19 protein-coding genes are annotated in these 16,798 nt (G+C 56.8%); 10 read left to right on the top strand and 9 right to left on the bottom strand.

What is annotated here, in order from left to right; translation table 11 throughout:
- Window positions 1-90: 90 nt before the first annotated feature.
- Genes glcF through ACR0BT_RS12390 form a run of 3 tightly spaced genes read right to left on the bottom strand, consistent with a single transcriptional unit; the run spans window position 91 to window position 3,992 of the window.
- The gene (gene glcF, locus ACR0BT_RS12400) at window positions 91-1,404 is read right to left on the bottom strand and encodes a glycolate oxidase subunit GlcF (RefSeq protein ID WP_480763262.1); all 1,314 of its coding nucleotides are present in this window, start codon (window positions 1,402-1,404) and stop codon (window positions 91-93) included.
- A 3-nt stretch (window positions 1,405-1,407) separates the two neighbouring features.
- Complete coding sequence (locus ACR0BT_RS12395; protein WP_480763261.1) at window positions 1,408-2,502, bottom strand: FAD-binding protein; 1,095 nt, start codon at window positions 2,500-2,502, stop codon at window positions 1,408-1,410.
- Window positions 2,503-2,552: 50 nt separating this feature from the next.
- Window positions 2,553-3,992 (bottom strand): FAD-linked oxidase C-terminal domain-containing protein, encoded by a 1,440-nt coding sequence (locus ACR0BT_RS12390; RefSeq protein ID WP_170423285.1) that lies wholly within the window; start codon window positions 3,990-3,992, stop codon window positions 2,553-2,555.
- A gap of 80 nt (window positions 3,993-4,072) precedes the next feature.
- On the opposite strand from ACR0BT_RS12390, the gene ACR0BT_RS12385 reads away from it, so the two are divergent.
- Together ACR0BT_RS12385 and ACR0BT_RS12380 are read left to right on the top strand one after the other, a co-directional pair.
- Complete coding sequence (locus ACR0BT_RS12385) at window positions 4,073-4,783, top strand: DUF599 domain-containing protein (protein ID WP_170395190.1); 711 nt, start codon at window positions 4,073-4,075, stop codon at window positions 4,781-4,783.
- A gap of 35 nt (window positions 4,784-4,818) precedes the next feature.
- A complete protein-coding gene (locus tag ACR0BT_RS12380; RefSeq protein WP_480763260.1) occupies window positions 4,819-5,166 on the top strand; it encodes a hypothetical protein in 348 nt (115 codons plus the stop codon).
- A 3-nt stretch (window positions 5,167-5,169) separates the two neighbouring features.
- Here ACR0BT_RS12380 and ACR0BT_RS12375 read toward each other — a convergent pair whose 3' ends face one another.
- The 4 genes from ACR0BT_RS12375 to ACR0BT_RS12360 form a co-directional block, all read right to left on the bottom strand.
- Window positions 5,170-5,655: a flavodoxin family protein gene (locus ACR0BT_RS12375; RefSeq protein ID WP_480763259.1), complete on the bottom strand. Its 486-nt coding sequence runs from the start codon at window positions 5,653-5,655 to the stop codon at window positions 5,170-5,172.
- Between the two features lies 1 nt (window position 5,656).
- A complete protein-coding gene (rlmH, locus tag ACR0BT_RS12370) occupies window positions 5,657-6,127 on the bottom strand; it encodes a 23S rRNA (pseudouridine(1915)-N(3))-methyltransferase RlmH (RefSeq protein ID WP_480562690.1) in 471 nt (156 codons plus the stop codon).
- A gap of 44 nt (window positions 6,128-6,171) precedes the next feature.
- Window positions 6,172-6,531 (bottom strand): ribosome silencing factor, encoded by a 360-nt coding sequence (rsfS, locus tag ACR0BT_RS12365; RefSeq protein ID WP_480562689.1) that lies wholly within the window; start codon window positions 6,529-6,531, stop codon window positions 6,172-6,174.
- A 164-nt stretch (window positions 6,532-6,695) separates the two neighbouring features.
- Entirely contained in the window at window positions 6,696-8,057 is a 1,362-nt protein-coding gene (locus tag ACR0BT_RS12360; RefSeq protein WP_170408707.1) for a mechanosensitive ion channel domain-containing protein, read from the bottom strand.
- A 123-nt stretch (window positions 8,058-8,180) separates the two neighbouring features.
- On the opposite strand from ACR0BT_RS12360, the gene ACR0BT_RS12355 reads away from it, so the two are divergent.
- From ACR0BT_RS12355 to ACR0BT_RS12330, 6 genes are all read left to right on the top strand, one after another.
- A complete protein-coding gene (locus ACR0BT_RS12355; RefSeq protein ID WP_260023663.1) occupies window positions 8,181-8,276 on the top strand; it encodes an isopropylmalate isomerase in 96 nt (31 codons plus the stop codon).
- Window positions 8,277-8,319: 43 nt separating this feature from the next.
- On the top strand, window positions 8,320-9,723 hold the full coding sequence (gene leuC, locus ACR0BT_RS12350; RefSeq protein ID WP_170395174.1) for a 3-isopropylmalate dehydratase large subunit: 1,404 nt from the start codon (window positions 8,320-8,322) through the stop codon (window positions 9,721-9,723).
- Window positions 9,724-9,761: 38 nt separating this feature from the next.
- Window positions 9,762-10,316 carry an HdeD family acid-resistance protein gene (locus ACR0BT_RS12345; protein ID WP_170395171.1) on the top strand — a complete coding sequence of 185 codons (555 nt, stop codon included), beginning with the start codon at window positions 9,762-9,764 and terminating at the stop codon, window positions 10,314-10,316.
- 42 nt (window positions 10,317-10,358) lie between these two features.
- Complete coding sequence (gene leuD / locus ACR0BT_RS12340; protein WP_170395169.1) at window positions 10,359-10,964, top strand: 3-isopropylmalate dehydratase small subunit; 606 nt, start codon at window positions 10,359-10,361, stop codon at window positions 10,962-10,964.
- A gap of 331 nt (window positions 10,965-11,295) precedes the next feature.
- On the top strand, window positions 11,296-12,126 hold the full coding sequence (locus tag ACR0BT_RS12335; RefSeq protein WP_170395166.1) for a hypothetical protein: 831 nt from the start codon (window positions 11,296-11,298) through the stop codon (window positions 12,124-12,126).
- Window positions 12,123-13,145, top strand: coding sequence for an endonuclease/exonuclease/phosphatase family protein (locus tag ACR0BT_RS12330; RefSeq protein ID WP_480562688.1), 1,023 nt, complete (start codon window positions 12,123-12,125; stop codon window positions 13,143-13,145). Before ACR0BT_RS12335 ends, ACR0BT_RS12330 begins: the two co-directional genes overlap by 4 nt.
- A 7-nt stretch (window positions 13,146-13,152) precedes the next feature.
- Here ACR0BT_RS12330 and ACR0BT_RS12325 read toward each other — a convergent pair whose 3' ends face one another.
- Window positions 13,153-14,058 (bottom strand): sugar nucleotide-binding protein, encoded by a 906-nt coding sequence (locus ACR0BT_RS12325; RefSeq protein WP_480763258.1) that lies wholly within the window; start codon window positions 14,056-14,058, stop codon window positions 13,153-13,155.
- A gap of 83 nt (window positions 14,059-14,141) precedes the next feature.
- Between ACR0BT_RS12325 and ACR0BT_RS12320 the strand changes: the two genes are divergently transcribed.
- A complete protein-coding gene (locus tag ACR0BT_RS12320; RefSeq protein ID WP_170408710.1) occupies window positions 14,142-15,035 on the top strand; it encodes a LysR family transcriptional regulator in 894 nt (297 codons plus the stop codon).
- A 6-nt stretch (window positions 15,036-15,041) separates the two neighbouring features.
- On the opposite strand, the gene ACR0BT_RS12315 is transcribed toward ACR0BT_RS12320, so the two are convergent.
- On the bottom strand, window positions 15,042-15,569 hold the full coding sequence (locus ACR0BT_RS12315; protein ID WP_480763257.1) for a redoxin domain-containing protein: 528 nt from the start codon (window positions 15,567-15,569) through the stop codon (window positions 15,042-15,044).
- A gap of 91 nt (window positions 15,570-15,660) precedes the next feature.
- Between ACR0BT_RS12315 and leuB the strand changes: the two genes are divergently transcribed.
- Window positions 15,661-16,764 (top strand): 3-isopropylmalate dehydrogenase, encoded by a 1,104-nt coding sequence (gene leuB / locus ACR0BT_RS12310; RefSeq protein WP_480763255.1) that lies wholly within the window; start codon window positions 15,661-15,663, stop codon window positions 16,762-16,764.
- The last annotated feature ends 34 nt before the right edge of the window (window positions 16,765-16,798 follow it).

Here is a 16,798-nt window from a genome sequence, read left to right as displayed (position 1 = left end):
AAGATTCGTATGCCGTTGGTGCGGCGAAAATAGGGCAATTGCCCCTTGGATGAAATTCAACCGGACCTGATGCGCGGGTGCAGCAATCGATCAACGCAGTTGGGGTACCCCAGCCATGCCGCCGCGCAATGCGCGCGGTTCCGGCCCTCCGGTGGCCCAGTCCAACAGCTCGACTGTGTGGACAACGGGCGTGTCAGTCCCAGAGCCGATCTGCATCATGCATCCGATGTTACCTGCCGCGATAACATCAGGATTCCTAGCCTCAAGCGTGCGCACTTTTCGTTGTTTCAACTGACCCGAAATCTCAGGCTGCATCAGGTTGTAGGTTCCTGCACTGCCACAGCACAAATGACTATCTTTAGGCTCTAACACTGTGAATCCAGCAGATTTCAGCAGGTTCTTGGGATAAGAGGTAACCTTTTGCCCATGTTGCAATGAACACGCCGCGTGGTAGGCAACAACCAGTTCTTTCTTGTCGCTGTCCGGCATCTCCAGCTGCACCAAAAGCTCACTGATATCCATCGCCAGGGCGGATACACGCCCCGCATCCGCCGCCAGCGGATCACTGCGGAACATGTGCCCATAATCTTTAACCGTGGTCCCACACCCCGAGGTGTTGATCACGATCGCATCCAGACCATCACCATCCATTTCGCGTGTCCAGGCCCGGATATTGGCTGCAGCAGACGCATGGCTTTCACCGGTTTTACCCATGTGATGAGTTAATGCGCCACAACAGCTGGCACCTTCGGCGACAACGACCTCGCAGCCCAATCGGGTCAGCAGGCGAATCGTGGCGTCGTTGATATCGGTGTTCAGCGCTTTTTGCGCACAGCCCGTCATTAGGGCGACGCGTTTCTTCTTAGCGCCTTTTGCTGCAAAGCTCTGAGGGTCATCATTGCGACTGACTGGTGGAATATATCTCGGCGCCATGTCCAGCATCGCCTTTAGCCGGGCATCCGGCATCAGAAACCGGAACGGACGACCCAGCTTTGCCCCGATTAGAGCCCAGCGAAAGCGTGTCGGATAAGGCAGGATTCTGGCCAATATCCAGCGCAGAGCCCGATCCGAGAACGGGCGCTTGTAGTTGTCTTCGATATATTCCCGTGCGTGGTCCACGAGGTGCATGTAATGCACGCCCGAGGGGCACGTGGTCATGCAGGCGAGACAGGATAGGCAGCGATCGATATGCTTGACAGTCTTTTCGTCCGGAACACGCTCATTCTCCAACATGTCCTTGATCAGATAGATGCGCCCGCGAGGGCTGTCCAACTCATCGCCTAGCACCTGATAAGTCGGGCAGGTTGCTGTACAGAAACCACAGTGAACACAATTTCGGAGTATCTCGTTGGATCGCTGAATCGCTGGGTCTTGCAACTGCTTTTCGGTAAATTTCGTCTGCATCGCCTACCCCATCAGACCCGGATTGAACACGTTCCGAGGGTCAAATTTCTTCCGAATTGCCTTTGTTAGAGCCTGAATCTGCGTGCTCTCCGGTTGGAACCGCCCAAATTCAACGATGGTGTCAGCCTCTGCACGTACCAGCGTTGCATGTCCTTCAAAGTGACCCAGTCGTGCACGCAGATCAGTGCCCTTTGGCACCAATACCCAGATCAAGCCCCCGCCCCAGTCAAATAAGGTTCGATCCGCGTCGATCCGTTCTGCAAGGCTGGCTGCATCGCCGGGTTTCACCGATAAGCGCCAGACATCACCTTCCAGATCCTTAAACGCACGCAGATCACGCAGATCGACCCAGCGGTTCCTCGAATTCTCTAACTCGGTGCATTCGCCCCCAAGGATTTCGCGCAATCGACCTACCCGATAGGCAACCGAGTCGGCAAATCCTTCGATCCGCAACAGCGCCTGCCCACCCAGTGGATCATAGGCTGCGCTGCTCACCTCGAAGGGGGATTTCAGGGCAGTGGACATGAGATCAACTGCGGTTCCTACATCAGCGGCCCCGACTGCCAGAGTGGTCTCAATCTCAGGTCTAGGCAGCACTTTCAGTGAGACCTCGGACAGCACCCCTAGCGTGCCCCAGGAACCCGCCATGAGCTTGACCAGATCGTAACCGGTGACATTCTTCATCACCCGCCCGCCATTCTTGATCACCTGCCCCAACCCGTCGACATAACGTACGCCCAACAGGAAATCCCGGCACGCGCCAGCCTGAATTCGACGCGGCCCCGAGATGTTGGCCGCGACAACACCGCCGATTGTCGGTTCCCCCGTGGTGCCCAGCAAACCGCGATGATCCATCGGCTCGAACGCCAGTTGCTGGCCCTCGGCCTCCAAAGCCGCTTCGATCTCAGTCACTGGAGTCCCGGCATGCGCGACCAGAGTCAATGCGCCCGGCTCATACTGTGTAATTCCGTGCAGTCCTGACAGGTTCAGCACAGGCTCGGGCCCATCAAGGCCGCGCGTGCCGCCTCCGGCAATACGCACTGGGCCATCCAGGCCGGCAACGATGTCCGCAAGTTCAGCCTCGGTTTCAGGTGTCATGGCACTTCATCTTTTCGCAAATACTCTGGGTATTGATGGGGAAGGCTCATCTATTCCGCGGCCATCCTGCGCGTGGCAGACGCCTTTAGCGGAAACACCTTGGCTGGGTTCAACAGCCAATTCGGGTCAAACACATCTTTCACCGCCATCTGCGCCTCAAGATCCTGTGGTTCATATTGGTGTGTCATCAGATCACGCTTTTCGATGCCGACCCCATGCTCACCAGTCAGGCAGCCCCCCGCATCAACGCAAAGCTTCAGGATGTCCGCCCCGAACGCTTCACATTTCTCAAGATCGCCGGGTTTGTTGGCGTCAAACAGGATCAAGGGGTGCATGTTGCCGTCACCGGCATGGAACACATTGCCGACTGGCAGGCCATAATCTTTGCTCAGCTCCCCGATCCGGCGCAGGACGAAGGGTAGCGATGAGACCGGGATCGTCCCATCCAGACACATATAATCGTTGATTTGCCCCATCGCGCCGAAGGCCGATTTCCGCCCCAGCCAGATACGGGCGCTTTCATCAGCCGATTGGCTTTCTCGCAGCTCAACCGGATTATGCCGCTTGGCGATCTCGATAATCTTCGACAACTGGCTATCGATCTCTGCCTCTGATCCTTCAACTTCGACAATCAGCAACGCCTCGCAATCAGGATAACCCGCTTGGGCGAAATTCTCGCAGGCTCGAATACAAAGGCGGTCCATGAACTCGATCGCGACAGGCAATATGCCCGATTTGATTATGTCAGAGACGCATTGACCGGCTACTTCATTATCGTCAAAGCCCATCAGAACGGGACGCGCGCCCTCAGGTTTGCGCAGGATGCGCAACGTTGCTTCAGTTACGACACCCAATTGCCCTTCGGATCCGCAGATAACACCCAACAGGTCCAACCCGCCAGCGTCCAGATAGGCACCTCCAATTTCGACCACGCTGCCATCCATCATGACCATAGTCACACCCATCAGATTGTTGGTCGTCACCCCGTATTTCAGGCAATGCGCCCCGCCCGAATTCATCGCGATATTCCCGGCAATGGCGCAGGCAAGCTGAGATGAGGGATCGGGGGCGTAAAAGAAATCCTCTTCTTCAACGGCACCGGTTACACTCAGGTTGGTTCGGCCGGATTGCACTTTGATAAACCTGTTGTCGTAATCGATTTCCAGAACTTCGTTCATCCGTGCAACGCCTAGAATCACACAATCTGCCGTCGGCAGGGCACCACCCGCCAATGACGTGCCCGCGCCGCGCGGTACAACCGGCACACCCAGTTCATGGCAAATGCGCAAGACATCAGAAACCTGCTGCGTGGTCGAAGGCAGTACAGCCAGCATTGGCGGGCATTTATAGGCGGTCAGCGCATCACATTCATAAGCCCTGGTCTCGGCCTCTTCATGGATAACAGCATCCTTCGGCAGCACTTGCTGTAGTCGCGCAACCAATGCCTGCTTGCGTGCTAAGACATCCGGATTTGGCTTGGGCATTTCCATCGCTGATCCTCCATTTGGTAAAATTATATTACCAATTTTATCGACTGGCAAGTTGCCGAATCCAACAATAGTGTCGCGGCATGACCTGGATCGACCGCACATTACTGTTTTCCTCGCTGGACTATGCAGCCGTTTTGCTATTGTTCGCGACATGGCTGGGGATTGGGTGGAGGATCGAAAATCCGTCCTCTCAGAAACCATCGGTTTCATTGATGATGGATGATTTTCGCAAGGTCTGGATGCGTGAAATGGTGACGCGCCAGCCGCGTGTGTTCGATGCACAAGTGATCTCGGCCATGCGTCAGGGCAGCACGTTCTTCGCTTCGACAATCATGATTGCAATAGGCGGCGGCTTGGCATTGCTTGGCAATACCGAACGCCTTGCTGGGGTTGCTGAAGATCTTGCCATCGGCCGTGCGCCTGCCATGGTTTGGGAAATCAAGATACTGATTATTCTGCTTTTTCTGTCGAACGCTTTTCTGAAATTTGTCTGGTCGCATCGCCTGTTTGGGTATTGCGCGATCCTGATGGCCGCTGTCCCAAATGATCCCGATGATCCACAGGCCTATCCACGCGCCACACAATCCGCTGATATCTGCATCACGGCGGCTCGTAGTTTCAATCGCGCGTTGCGGGCGACATATTTTGCGTTGGCTTCAATTGCATGGATACTTGGACCGGTAGCCCTGATCCTAAGCTCAATCGTCACATTCGGTGTGCTCTATCGTCGCGAATTCGCCTCGCATTCACGCACCGTAATCATGACTGCGCCACCAAACACAGAGTCGTGATCGCAATGCCATGCGCGAGAGCATAGTTTGACCCTATGCGATATCTGATTCTCAGCGCCTTACTGGCCAGCCCCGCATTCGCCGACCCTCCGACGGTCGAACAGGTTTCAGCCCAATCAAATGGGGATACCTGGCGGTTCGACGTCACGATCCGCCACTCCGACACCGGATGGGATGAATATGCCGACGGCTGGCGTGTTCTGGATATGCAGGGGAACGAGCTGGGGATGCGTGTGCTGCATCACCCTCATGTCGATGAGCAGCCCTTTACCCGGTCTTTAAGCGGGGTGGTTATCCCGGACGGGACCACGCAGGTGCAAATTCAGGCGCGCGACAATGTCGGTGGTTGGAGCGAAGACACGACCGTGGTCGATCTGAACTGACCCTCAGAACACCCCGAGGCTGAGACCTGCGGCCAAGGCCGCTCCAACCTCACGACAGCTTTCAAGTTGTTCTTCGGGAATGATCTTTTCGGCCAAGATCGCTTTGGGTGTTTGCGCATGAGTGCAGATGATCAGGGGCGGTTGCACTTCTTTCAGCCGCCATCCCGTTGCGATCCGAGCCATCTGGCGCGCGGCATTTTCGCCATCTGATCCGGCGCAGACCATCTGCGCATAGGGTCGACCTTCGATCTGACCCAGCACCGGATAATAGCAGCGGTCAAAGAACTCTTTCATCAGCCCAGAGATCGCGGCCAGGTTCTCGGGCGCGCAGAAGATATAGCCATCGGAGGCCAGCAAGTCGTTCGGACCGGCCTGATCGGCGGTTTTCAGGATGGTGTTCGCTTCATCCCGCGCTGCTTCGGCTGCGGCTTCAGCCATTTGCCGGGTGCCGCCGGTGCGCGAGTGGTAGACGATCAATAGCTGCGCCATGTCAGACCCGGTGATAAGGGCCGCCTGAAAGGATGGTCGCAGCCCGGTAAAGTTGCTCGGCCAGCATCACACGGACCAACATATGGGGCCAGACCATTGACCCAAAGGATAGGGAAAAATCAGCCTCCGCCCGCAGATTTGAGTCTATTCCGTCCGCTCCGCCGATGATCAGCGCCAGATCCTGTCGGCCCGCGTCGCGCCATCCACCCAGCTTTTTTGCAAATTCAGGCGAGGACAACACCCGTCCGCGCTCATCTAGCGTACAGATCACCACACCTTTAGGCAGCGCCTTGCGCAGCAGGGCCGCCTCGGCCCCCATGCCTGCGTTTTTCTTGTCTTCGACCTCGATCACCTTCGCAGGACCAAGGCCCAGCGCGCGGCCGGTCCTGTCAAATCGGGTCAGGTAGTCGTCAAGCAGGGATTTCTCCGGTCCGGCGCGCAATCGCCCAACCGCAACGATGCTGATACGCATGTCTCTCTCGCCTCCGGCCCCTCAATACAGGCCGGGATGGCGCCTCAATTCGCCGAGGCGCTGCCGCCCTGAGGCAGCCACATCTTTTCCAGCTGATAGAATTCACGCACTTCGGGGCGGAAGATATGAACGACCACGTCGCCCGTATCGATCAGCACCCAGTCGCCGGCATCCTTGCCTTCGATCTTCGAGGTGAAACCGAATTCCTGCTTGATGCGATCCGTCAGCTTTTCCGCCATGGCCGAGACCTGACGGGTCGACCGACCCGAGGCAATCACCATGTGATCCGCAACAGAAGACTTACCTTGCAGGTTGATCTGCACGACGTCTTCGGCCTTGTCATCGGAAAGTGAGGAAAGGATACGTTCAAGCAGCTTGTCGCTGATTGACTGAGAGTGGGCCATTACATCGGCCCCATCATCGGCGGGCAAACCCGCCTGTGTATGTAGAGACAGGACATAGTCCTCCTTTGCTGCGCGCCGCCAAACCCCGGCGCCGGGGTACTAATAAGGTAACAAGGGGATTGCAACATTTCAATGAAAGGGCCGACGCTGCGCCCCACATCCGGTCACTCTTTGGCGAGATGTTGCACCTCGGCGTCGGCCTCCGGGCCGCCCAATACACGGATTTCACGCTGCGGGAACGGAAGCGAGATGTCTTCGACCTTGAACGCATCCCACAGCGCCAGGAAGACATTGCCCCGAATGTTTGTCAGACCCTTGTTCGGATCACTGATCCAGAAGCGCAACACATAGTCCACGCTGCTGTCACCGAAACCAGTGATATGGCAGACAGGTTCATGTTTGCCTCCACTCAGCACTCGACCAACCGTCTTGACGGCACGGATCGCTGTCGCGCGGACTTTGTGCGGGTCGTCGTCGTAGCTGGTGCCGAAATCAAGATCCAACCGCACGAAACGGTCGGAATGCGACCAGTTCACCACCTGATTGGTAATCAGATCTTCGTTCGGAATCAGGTATTCCCGGCCATCCCGCGTAACCACCGAGACATAGCGCGCGCCCAGCGCGTTGATCCAACCGAATGTATCCCCCAGTGATATCACGTCTCCGGGCTTTATCGACCGGTCCATCAGGATGATGATGCCCGAGATCAGATTCGAGACCACCTTTTGCAGGCCAAACCCGATCCCGACGCCAATGGCCCCGGACAGCAACGCTATGCCAGTCAGATCAAACCCGAGGGTGCGGATCGCCGCCATGAACACCGCCCCGTAGAGCAGCACCTGAATACCCTTGGCCAGAAGAACCTGCATCGATGGTGTTATGTCTTGATTGTTCGTTAGGCCGCGCTCAGCCGCGCGTGTGCCGACACGCGCCAAAGTCAGCAGGACGCCAATCAGCAGTACAGCCTTGATGATGCCCAGCGCCGAGATATGAAGATCACCGATTGAAATGGCGACGCCATCCAGGAAACCGGCTACATCATCCGTCAGGTTCAAAGCAATCAGCGTGGCATAGACCCACATAGACCATTTAAATATTTGTCGCAGCGTTCGGTTTCTCACCAATCGCGAAACCAACGCGATGGCCAGCCATGCAACAGCCAGCGTTGCGAAGACACCAAGTATATAGCTCCGCGACGGCCATGTGACCTGTTGCATCACCAGATAAAGCCCACCAGACAGCAACACAAAATAGACCAACGTCAGACGGCGCATCAGTTGTATCAATATCCGCAGACGCCATTTCGGCCATCCCACCCGAGCCCTCGCCCAGGTTTCCCATCGGCCCTGCGTCAGCAGTTTCAGCAAGAATGAGATTGCCCAGAGAAACAGGATGATGATGAGTTGATACTGCCGCCATCCTGGGGTGACGATCAACTCGACCAGACCTTCAATTTGCGAGGAAAACGCCGCCGTCATGTTGGCGTAAAGCTCCGAGAGCGTCTCCGGTAGTAAATCCTGGTTCATTCACCTCTCCTGCAGGTCAGCTTGGACAGCGATGCTGGATGATGCAAGCCCGCAGTGAGACGGTTGGGATTGAACCTTGATTGACACGTATGCCCGTTATATCTGGTGCGTATGAGACTCAATGTGGCCCAAGAACAGAATCTGGAAGATCGCGCGCGTCTGCGTGAACGGTTCTTTGGGGCTGCCCGCACGGTCTTGGCCCGCCTATCGGCGGCCTAAGCCAACTCGCCAGCTATTTCTCATTACATACGGGAGAGGACCGATGTCCCCCAAAACACTCTATGACAAGATCTGGGATGCCCATGTCGCCCACGAGGCCGATGATGGCACCTGCCTGCTGTATATCGACCGCCATCTGGTTCACGAAGTGACCAGCCCACAGGCGTTCGAAGGCCTGCGCATGGCGGGCCGCAAGGTGCGCGCGCCAGAAAAAACCATCGCCGTGCCGGATCACAATGTACCGACCACGCCGGACCGTGTGAATGGTATCGAAAACCCGGAATCACGCATTCAGGTCGAGGCACTGGACAAGAACGCCAAGGATTTCGGCATTCACTATTACCCTGTGCACGACGTCCGTCAGGGCATTGTGCATATCGTCGGCCCCGAGCAGGGCTGGACCCTGCCCGGCATGACCGTTGTTTGCGGCGACAGCCACACGGCGACTCATGGTGCATTCGGCGCTCTGGCCCATGGCATCGGCACATCCGAGGTTGAACACGTTCTGGCCACCCAGACTCTGATCCAGAAGAAGTCCAAGAATATGAAGGTCGAAATCACCGGCAAACTGCAGCCGGGTGTGACCGCCAAAGATATCACTCTGGCTGTGATCGGCGAGACCGGTACTGCTGGCGGCACAGGTTATGTCATCGAGTATTGCGGCGAAGCGATCCGCGATCTTTCGATGGAAGGGCGCATGACCGTCTGTAACATGGCCATCGAAGGCGGTGCCCGCGCTGGCCTGATCGCACCGGATGAGACCACCTTTGAATATGTCAAAGGCCGCCCGCATGCCCCCAAAGGCGCGCAGTGGGAAGCCGCGATGGACTGGTGGAAGACGCTTTACACCGACGAAGATGCGCATTTCGATAAAGTCATCACGCTGCGTGGTGAAGATATCGCGCCAGTCGTCACTTGGGGCACCAGTCCCGAAGATGTGCTGCCGATCACCGCATCCGTACCACATCCCGAAGATTTCGAAGGCGGTAAAGTCGACGCGGCCCGCCGTTCGATCGAGTATATGGGCTTGGAAGCCGGTCAAAAGCTGAGCGATGTTGAAATCGACACCGTTTTCATCGGCTCTTGCACCAACGGTCGGATCGAAGACCTGCGCGCTGCGGCGGAAATCCTGAAAGGCAAGAAGATCAAGGACGGCATGCGCGCCATGGTCGTACCAGGCTCGGGCTTGGTGCGTGCACAGGCCGAAGAAGAAGGTTTGGCCGAGATCTTCAAAGATGCCGGTTTCGAGTGGCGTCTCGCGGGCTGTTCAATGTGTCTGGCGATGAACCCCGACCAGCTGCAACCGGGCGAGCGCTGTGCCGCGACTTCGAACCGCAACTTCGAAGGCCGTCAGGGTCGCGGTGGGCGTACCCATCTGCTGAGCCCTGCAATGGCTGCCGCTGCGGCAATCACAGGACGGCTGACAGACGTCCGTGAATTGATGTAAGAGTCTCTCATATCTAGATATTTGATGGAGAGACTAACATGAGTGATTGGGTCAAATGGCTACTGCTTGGACTTTTGTCCATAGCATTCGGGGTGTTCGTATTAGGCGCACCGGTCGTGGCGTCCGTTGCCGTAACAGTAGTAACCGGTGTGCTGCTATTGATTGCGGGCGGAATGCAGATCGTTGGTGGCTTCACGGTTGAAGGCACTGGCAACAAGATCCTGTCACTCATCATGGGTGCGGTCATGCTGTTTCTGGGCTGGTCCTTTCTGGATCACCCGCTGCAGGGCACGCTGACGCTGGCAACTGTGATGCTGATCCTGTTCATGGCAGGCGGCATCGCGCGGGTCATTCTGTCGTTCCAGATGAAAGGAACGCAGTTTTTCTGGCCCACGATGATCTCGGGCATCTTGTCGATCATCCTCGCCGGCATCATCTGGACCTATGTGGGCAAGGAACCGGCTGCTCTGCTGAGCATACTCGGGATCTTCCTGGGCATTGAGATGCTGTTCAACGGATTCGGATTGGTCTTCATGGCGTTCTTCGTCAAGAACGCACCCAAGGACGAAACAACAGAAGCGAAAGAAGCTTAAACGCGGAGCACGGGCGCGGCCCTACCCCGCAGGAGTGTAGAAATGGAAAAGTTCGAAAAAGTCCACGGGGTGGCCGCCCCAATGCCACTGATCAATATCGACACCGATATGATCATTCCCAAAGTGCACCTAAAAACCATCAAACGCTCTGGCCTGGGTGTCGTGCTGTTTGATGAGATGCGCTATCACGATCATGGCGGCGAGAACGAAGATTTCGTTCTGAACAAACCCGCTTATCGCAACACCGAGATTCTGGTGGCCGGCGACAATTTCGGTTGCGGCTCGTCGCGGGAACATGCGCCATGGGCGATCAAGGATTTCGGCATCAAGGTGGTGATCTCGACCAGCTTCGCCGACATCTTTTTCAACAACTGCTTCAAGAACGGCATCCTGCCCATCGTAGTCGAAGAAGAGCATCACGCGATTCTTATGGATGACGCGCACAAGGGTGAAAACGCCCGCATGACCGTGCATCTGGAAGATCAGCAGATTACCACTTCGGATGGCATGGTCATCGAGTTCGACATTGACCCACACCGCAAGCACTGCCTGCTGAACGGTCTGGACGATATTGGCCTGACGATGGAAAAAGACCATCACATCGACAAGTTCGAAGATCATGCGAGTCAGGCCCGCCCCTGGGTATGATTCTGGGGACGAATCTGTTGATACTCAACCTAACAGGGTCGCAAGCGCGGCCCTGTTCGCATTCTTGGGGCAAAAACCCAGAGCACCACAACATGTAGGTATCAATTTGAGATACACGTCGGATTTGCGTCGAAATTGATGCAATCCCGCACCAGTTGCGCCATCATTTTGCCCGAAATTGCGTGTTATTTGCTCATTGGCTTGAGCGAAATACCGCTTATCGGCAAAGTTGGCACCCATGAGGTAGCCGCCAACGAACGAGCGGTGAGCACAAGTTGGACGATAAGTCGGCACAGAATCGACTACGCCGGTTTGAAAAAGGGTTCGGATTGTGATTGCACGCACAACGGGGGCGGCGATACGTGGATTATTGGTAGCACTTATGGTGCTTACCCCTGCGTTGTACCTGCCTACATCGACGTCGAATGGGACTGAGATTGTCGTCTTTCTGGCGATCCTTGCGTTTATCCTGACTTTCTCGGAATACAACTCGGCCTTTCCAAGCTTTATCGAATTTCGTGACGCACCACCTGTGAACAGGCTGCGCTTTGTAGGTTTGATGTCGATGGTTACCTTCCTGACGCTGATCTGCAAAAACGCCTATGCCCCCTCGGAACTTACCGGCCTGTTTTATTCAGTTGGCCTGATGGTCGCGAATGTGGTGGATTTCCCCTACTCCCCCGTTCGTCTTGTGGTTCTGATGCTGCCCGCCGATGCCAGCCAGCCCCTCGTAGATTTGGTGCGTATCTCCGCCAGCGTCGCTTATGTCGCGGCCTTGGTTACCATCGCCAGCTTTGCCTATGCAGTAAAGCTTCGGGGATGGCCAACAGGCAACGGCGCGTTCAACGTCTGGACCAATCTGCCCCTGTTTGACCCAACCAAGGGTGGTGATGTGGTCACCCGTCTGCAGCGTGACGGGCGGCTCAACATCGCAATTGGGGCTTTGCTGCCTTTCCTGATTCCCGCCCTGATCAAACTGATGGCTGCTTTCATCACGCCGATCGCGCTCAGCAATCCGCAGACATTGATCTGGACCCTTTGCGCATGGGCATTCCTGCCTGCCAGCATGATCATGCGAGGCATGGCGACACTGCGCATTGCCGGCCTGATCGTTGAGAAGCGCCGCGCATACTCAACTTCCGAGTCAACTCAGATCGCATGATCCGACTGCTGGTTCTGTTGCTGTTGCCGTTTACGGCACAGGCAGAGACATTGCGCATCGCAAGTTTCAATACGGAACTCAGTCGCGAAGGTCCCGGCCTGCTGCTGCGTGATATTCGGCGGAACGACCCTCAGGTCGCTGCGGTGATCGAGGTGCTGATGACAACCCGTCCCGATATCGTCGCGCTGCAAGGCATCGATTGGGATTTAGACGGGCTTGCCCTTGCTGCGCTGGTCGAGGCGCTGAAAAGCAACGGCTTGGATTATCGATACAGTTATGCCGAGCAACCCAATTCCGGGATCGAAACCGCGTTGGATCTGGATGGGGACGGCGAGACGGGCGGCCCGGGCGATGCACAAGGCTGGGGGCGGTTCACCGGCCAGAATGGGCTGGCAGTGCTGTCCCGCTATCCTATCGCTAACGATCAAGTGCGGTCATTCACCCAGTTGCGGTGGCGCGACTTGCCGAATGCCCAGCTGCCAGCCGAGGATGGAGAGCCCTTCCCATCACCACAAGCGCAGGCTGTTCAGCGGCTGTCTTCTACATCGCATTGGGTCGTTCCGGTCGACACCCCGAGTGGTCGCCTAAACCTGATGACGTTTCACGCCAGCCCGCCTGTCTTTGATGGACCTGAAGATCGGAACGGACTGCGCAACCGGGATGAAATTCGGCTCTGGTCGCTTTTGCTGAACGGTGATCTGGGTAAGAAACCTATGGAGCGTTTTGTCATCGCAGGTGATGCGAACCAGGATCCTTACAAAGGCGAGGGTCGCAAATCGGCAATCCGTGATCTTCTGGCCAATCCGCAACTGCAGGATCCGATGCCTGTTGACCCTGCGGGGTCAACTTCAACAGTTTTGTGGAAGGGCGTTGGCGAGATGAGAGTGGATTATGTCCTGCCTTCCGCGGATTGGCGCGTGCACGATGCGGGCATCTACTGGCCGGAACCTGCATCCCGTGACGCGGCTGTTGCCGCAAGCCGTCACCGGCTTGTCTGGGTCGATCTGATCGACAATTAGACCACGGTCATGACCGCAACGCTGTGCCCATTCGTTGGGGAGATTCAGCAGACACGGGTGCGGGAACGGCGTTCCTCAACGCCTCGCTCAGATCAGTCTGTGTAAATTCCTGCAGCAGCGCATCAAAGAAGTGCTCGTCCAGCCGGTGCGGTGTGTCCCACAGATACCTCATCTCAAGCAAATGCGGTGCCATCCGCCAGAACGGGCGGGCCAGTTGCAGGGGCCACCACGCCATCTGTTTAAGGGTAAGCTCACGCCCCACAACCTGCGAAAGCGCCAATGCCATTTCATTGCCGGTCAAGGTGTATCCAGCATAGGGGACATCGCAGAAACGCGGTAGCAGGTTGCGCATTTCTGCCAATTCCACAGCAGCGCGAGTTAAATCGGGCAGATAGGCCCAAGCATGCTCGATATCCGGATTGCCGGGATACACAAAGCGCCCGCGCCGCAAGTGTTTGATGAGAATCTGATCGAACCAATTGCCAGAAGCCGTGGTATCTATGAAATCACCTGCCCGCAACATGATGGTCCGAACCGACGAGGCACGATAAGCCTCTTCCATCTCGATCCGAATGCGTCCCAGCGGATTTCGCGCAAGATGCGGTGTCCTGGTAGACCAGGGGCCGGGCGTATCCGCACCGAAAACATAAACGTTCCCCGGGACAATGACCGTCAAGTCACGCTCTGATGCAGCGGCGATTACCTGACGATGCAACTCTGGCACCTGCTCCGCCCAGTCGGGGTAAAGCGGATTCCAGGCGTTCACGATGACGTCTACTCCATGTACCGCCGCGCGCAATTCCTCCCTGCGTCGATCAAACCTTTGCACAATCCATCCCGCATCCGAAAAGGTTCTTGCAGCGTTGCGCCCAAATCGACCGTTGGCCCCGAGAATAAGTACGGTTTGTGGCATTGATCCCTCCGTTCCGGATCAATCTATTCATTCACGATGTTTTGGAAATTGCGAATAATCGCAGATTATGTATTCGTTTTTGAATGGCTAAAACACTCCAACTATCCGACTGGTCCTTAGTTCAAAGCTTTTTGGCGGTTGCCGAAACCGGCTCACTATCCGCAGCCGCAAAGCAACTGGGTCGCAGCCAGCCGACGCTTGGACGTCAGGTGCATGCGCTGGAAGAAGAATTGGGGGTCTCGCTGTTTGATCGTCACGCGCGTGGACTGACGCTCAGCGAGGTGGGGCAGCAAGTGCTGCCAATGGCGCAGCAGATGTACAGCGCAGTCAATGCCCTGGGGCTGACGGCAGCGGGTCAGGCGCAACAGCTGGAAGGGTCGGTCAGGATCACCGCTTCGGTATTTGTATCGCATCACCTGTTGCCGCCGATACTTGCCGCAATCCGTGAGGCAGAACCGGCGATTCAGCTTGATCTGGTCGCCTCGGATGCCAGCGAAAACTTGCTGTTCCGCGAAGCCGATATTGCCGTGCGCATGTATCGGCCCGAACAGGTCGACATCGTGGCAAAGCATATCGGTGAGGTTCCGTTATGTTTCTGCGCCGCCCAAAGCTATCTGGATCGTGCAGGGCGACCAATGACCCCGACAGAGTTGATGCAGCACGACCTTGTGGGATTTGACACCAATGAAGACATTATCACCGCTATGCGGAACAAGGGCTGGCCTGCCAGCCGGGACAGCTTTGCCACGCGATGCGACAACCAGACCGCCTATTGGGAATTGATCCGCGCAGGGTGTGGGGTGGGCTTCAGCCAACTCAGCATCGCGCAGTCCGATCCTCTGGTCGAAGTGCTAGATATTGATGTCGAGATACCGGTGCTGCCGGTCTGGTTGGCTGCCCCTCAGGCGATGCGACAGACCCCGCGCATTCGCAGAGTCTGGGATCTGCTGGCCGACGGGTTGAAGGCCCGGCTTTAAAACCGCCTACAGCGCGCCGGTATAGGTGCCGCGCGCAGGATAGTTATTGGCCAAGGTGAATTTCAAACCGCCGACGATGTCCGACATCGGCGGTCGCGCAAAAGGCGTTGTCTGCTGCCAGACGTAATAGAGGGTCTGATCAGGTTTGATATAGAAATGTCCCGGCTCAGCGAACAACGCTGGCTCGGCACTACCTTCACGAGCCACCGAGATGTTCAGGCCCCAGACATCCCGCGCGTCGGCCATGGACAGGCCGTATCCTACGCGCAGCTTCGACACTCCGGCCTTCTCAACCGTCTCGGCCGCACGTTCGTCGGTATCCGTGGTGATCATGATCACCTCAACCCCCAGCTCGGCGAATTCACCCAGCGCAGCCTCGACCTCACCCATTTGGCGAACGCAGATCGGGCAATGCAGACCGCGATACTGAATCACCAGCGTTCCGTTTTCGCCAGTGTCGCGCTCAAGATCAAAGGTGCCATGGCTTACTGTTTCGATTTTTAGCGATGGGGCCGGATTTCCGGGTGTCAGCATGTGGTTTCCTCGTGATTTGATGGGTTCGTCTCATTGACCCGATGCGCCGCAAACGCTAGGGCCTGTGCGACAAAACGCAAGGAGACTGTCGATGACCAACCCCTCGCTCCTCATCCTGCCCGGAGACGGAATTGGCCCGGAAGTTATGGCCGAAGTGTGCAAAATCATCGATTGGTTCGGCGCCAATCGCGGTCTTCAATTTGACGTGAGCGAGGATCTGGTCGGCGGCGCTGCCTATGATGCGCACGGGAAGCCCCTGTCGGATGAGACCATGGCCAAGGCACAAGAGGTCGACGCTGTTCTGCTGGGGGCTGTTGGCGGCCCTAAGTATGACGATCTGGATTTCAGCCTGAAACCCGAACGCGGACTGCTGCGTTTGCGCAAGGAAATGGACCTGTATTCCAACCTGCGCCCAGCTCAGTGCTTCGACGCGCTGGCGGATTTCTCTTCGCTAAAGAAGGATGTGGTCGCTGGCCTCGACATCATGATTGTGCGCGAGCTGACATCGGGTGTCTACTTCGGTGAGCCGCGCGGCATCTTTGAAGAAGGCAATGAGCGCGTTGGCATCAACACCCAGCGCTACACCGAATCCGAGATCGAACGCGCAGCACGTTCCGCGTTTGAGCTGGCGATGCGCCGGAACAAGAAACTGTGCTCGATGGAAAAAGCGAATGTGATGGAATCGGGCATCCTGTGGCGCGAGGTCGTGACACGTGTCGGTCAGGAATACCCCGAGGTCGAGCTGTCACACATGTATGCAGACAACGGCGCGATGCAGCTTGTGCGCGCGCCCAAACAGTTTGACGTGATCGTCACCGACAACCTGTTTGGAGATGTACTATCCGATTGCGCAGCGATGCTGACCGGGTCTTTGGGCATGCTGCCGTCTGCCTCGCTGGGCGCACCGATGGCGAATGGCCGCCCTAAGGCCATGTATGAACCCGTTCATGGCTCGGCCCCGGACATTACAGGTCAAGGCAAGGCCAACCCAATTGCGTGTATCCTCAGCTTCGCCATGGCACTGCGCTACAGCTTTGATCAGGGCGACGAAGCGGATCGTCTGGAAGCGGCGATCGAGAAGGTTCTGGCCGACGGCGTTCGCACAGCTGACCTGCTGGCCGAAGAAGGGGTTGAGCCGGTTTCGACCAGCGAAATGGGTGATGCAATTCTGGCAGCGCTAGACGAAAGCGTCTGATCTTACGATCATTCAGACTAGCAAAGGCGGTGCC

This window comes from Ruegeria sp. CJ6, from assembly GCF_056536665.1.
Note: the sequence above shows the minus strand (reverse complement) of the source record. Positions and strands in the feature narration are given on the sequence as shown.

Coding starts and splice junctions, on each gene's coding strand:
- glcF (WP_480763262.1), bottom strand. CDS start 1,404: ATGCAGACGAAATTTACCGAAAAGCAGTTGCAAGACCCAGCGATTCAG.
- ACR0BT_RS12395 (WP_480763261.1), bottom strand. CDS start 2,502: ATGACACCTGAAACCGAGGCTGAACTTGCGGACATCGTTGCCGGCCTG.
- ACR0BT_RS12390 (WP_170423285.1), bottom strand. CDS start 3,992: ATGGAAATGCCCAAGCCAAATCCGGATGTCTTAGCACGCAAGCAGGCA.
- ACR0BT_RS12385 (WP_170395190.1), top strand. CDS start 4,073: ATGACCTGGATCGACCGCACATTACTGTTTTCCTCGCTGGACTATGCA.
- ACR0BT_RS12380 (WP_480763260.1), top strand. CDS start 4,819: ATGCGATATCTGATTCTCAGCGCCTTACTGGCCAGCCCCGCATTCGCC.
- ACR0BT_RS12375 (WP_480763259.1), bottom strand. CDS start 5,655: ATGGCGCAGCTATTGATCGTCTACCACTCGCGCACCGGCGGCACCCGG.
- rlmH (WP_480562690.1), bottom strand. CDS start 6,127: ATGCGTATCAGCATCGTTGCGGTTGGGCGATTGCGCGCCGGACCGGAG.
- rsfS (WP_480562689.1), bottom strand. CDS start 6,531: ATGGCCCACTCTCAGTCAATCAGCGACAAGCTGCTTGAACGTATCCTT.
- ACR0BT_RS12360 (WP_170408707.1), bottom strand. CDS start 8,057: ATGAACCAGGATTTACTACCGGAGACGCTCTCGGAGCTTTACGCCAAC.
- leuC (WP_170395174.1), top strand. CDS start 8,320: ATGTCCCCCAAAACACTCTATGACAAGATCTGGGATGCCCATGTCGCC.
- ACR0BT_RS12345 (WP_170395171.1), top strand. CDS start 9,762: ATGAGTGATTGGGTCAAATGGCTACTGCTTGGACTTTTGTCCATAGCA.
- leuD (WP_170395169.1), top strand. CDS start 10,359: ATGGAAAAGTTCGAAAAAGTCCACGGGGTGGCCGCCCCAATGCCACTG.
- ACR0BT_RS12330 (WP_480562688.1), top strand. CDS start 12,123: ATGATCCGACTGCTGGTTCTGTTGCTGTTGCCGTTTACGGCACAGGCA.
- ACR0BT_RS12325 (WP_480763258.1), bottom strand. CDS start 14,058: ATGCCACAAACCGTACTTATTCTCGGGGCCAACGGTCGATTTGGGCGC.
- ACR0BT_RS12320 (WP_170408710.1), top strand. CDS start 14,142: ATGGCTAAAACACTCCAACTATCCGACTGGTCCTTAGTTCAAAGCTTT.
- ACR0BT_RS12315 (WP_480763257.1), bottom strand. CDS start 15,569: ATGCTGACACCCGGAAATCCGGCCCCATCGCTAAAAATCGAAACAGTA.
- leuB (WP_480763255.1), top strand. CDS start 15,661: ATGACCAACCCCTCGCTCCTCATCCTGCCCGGAGACGGAATTGGCCCG.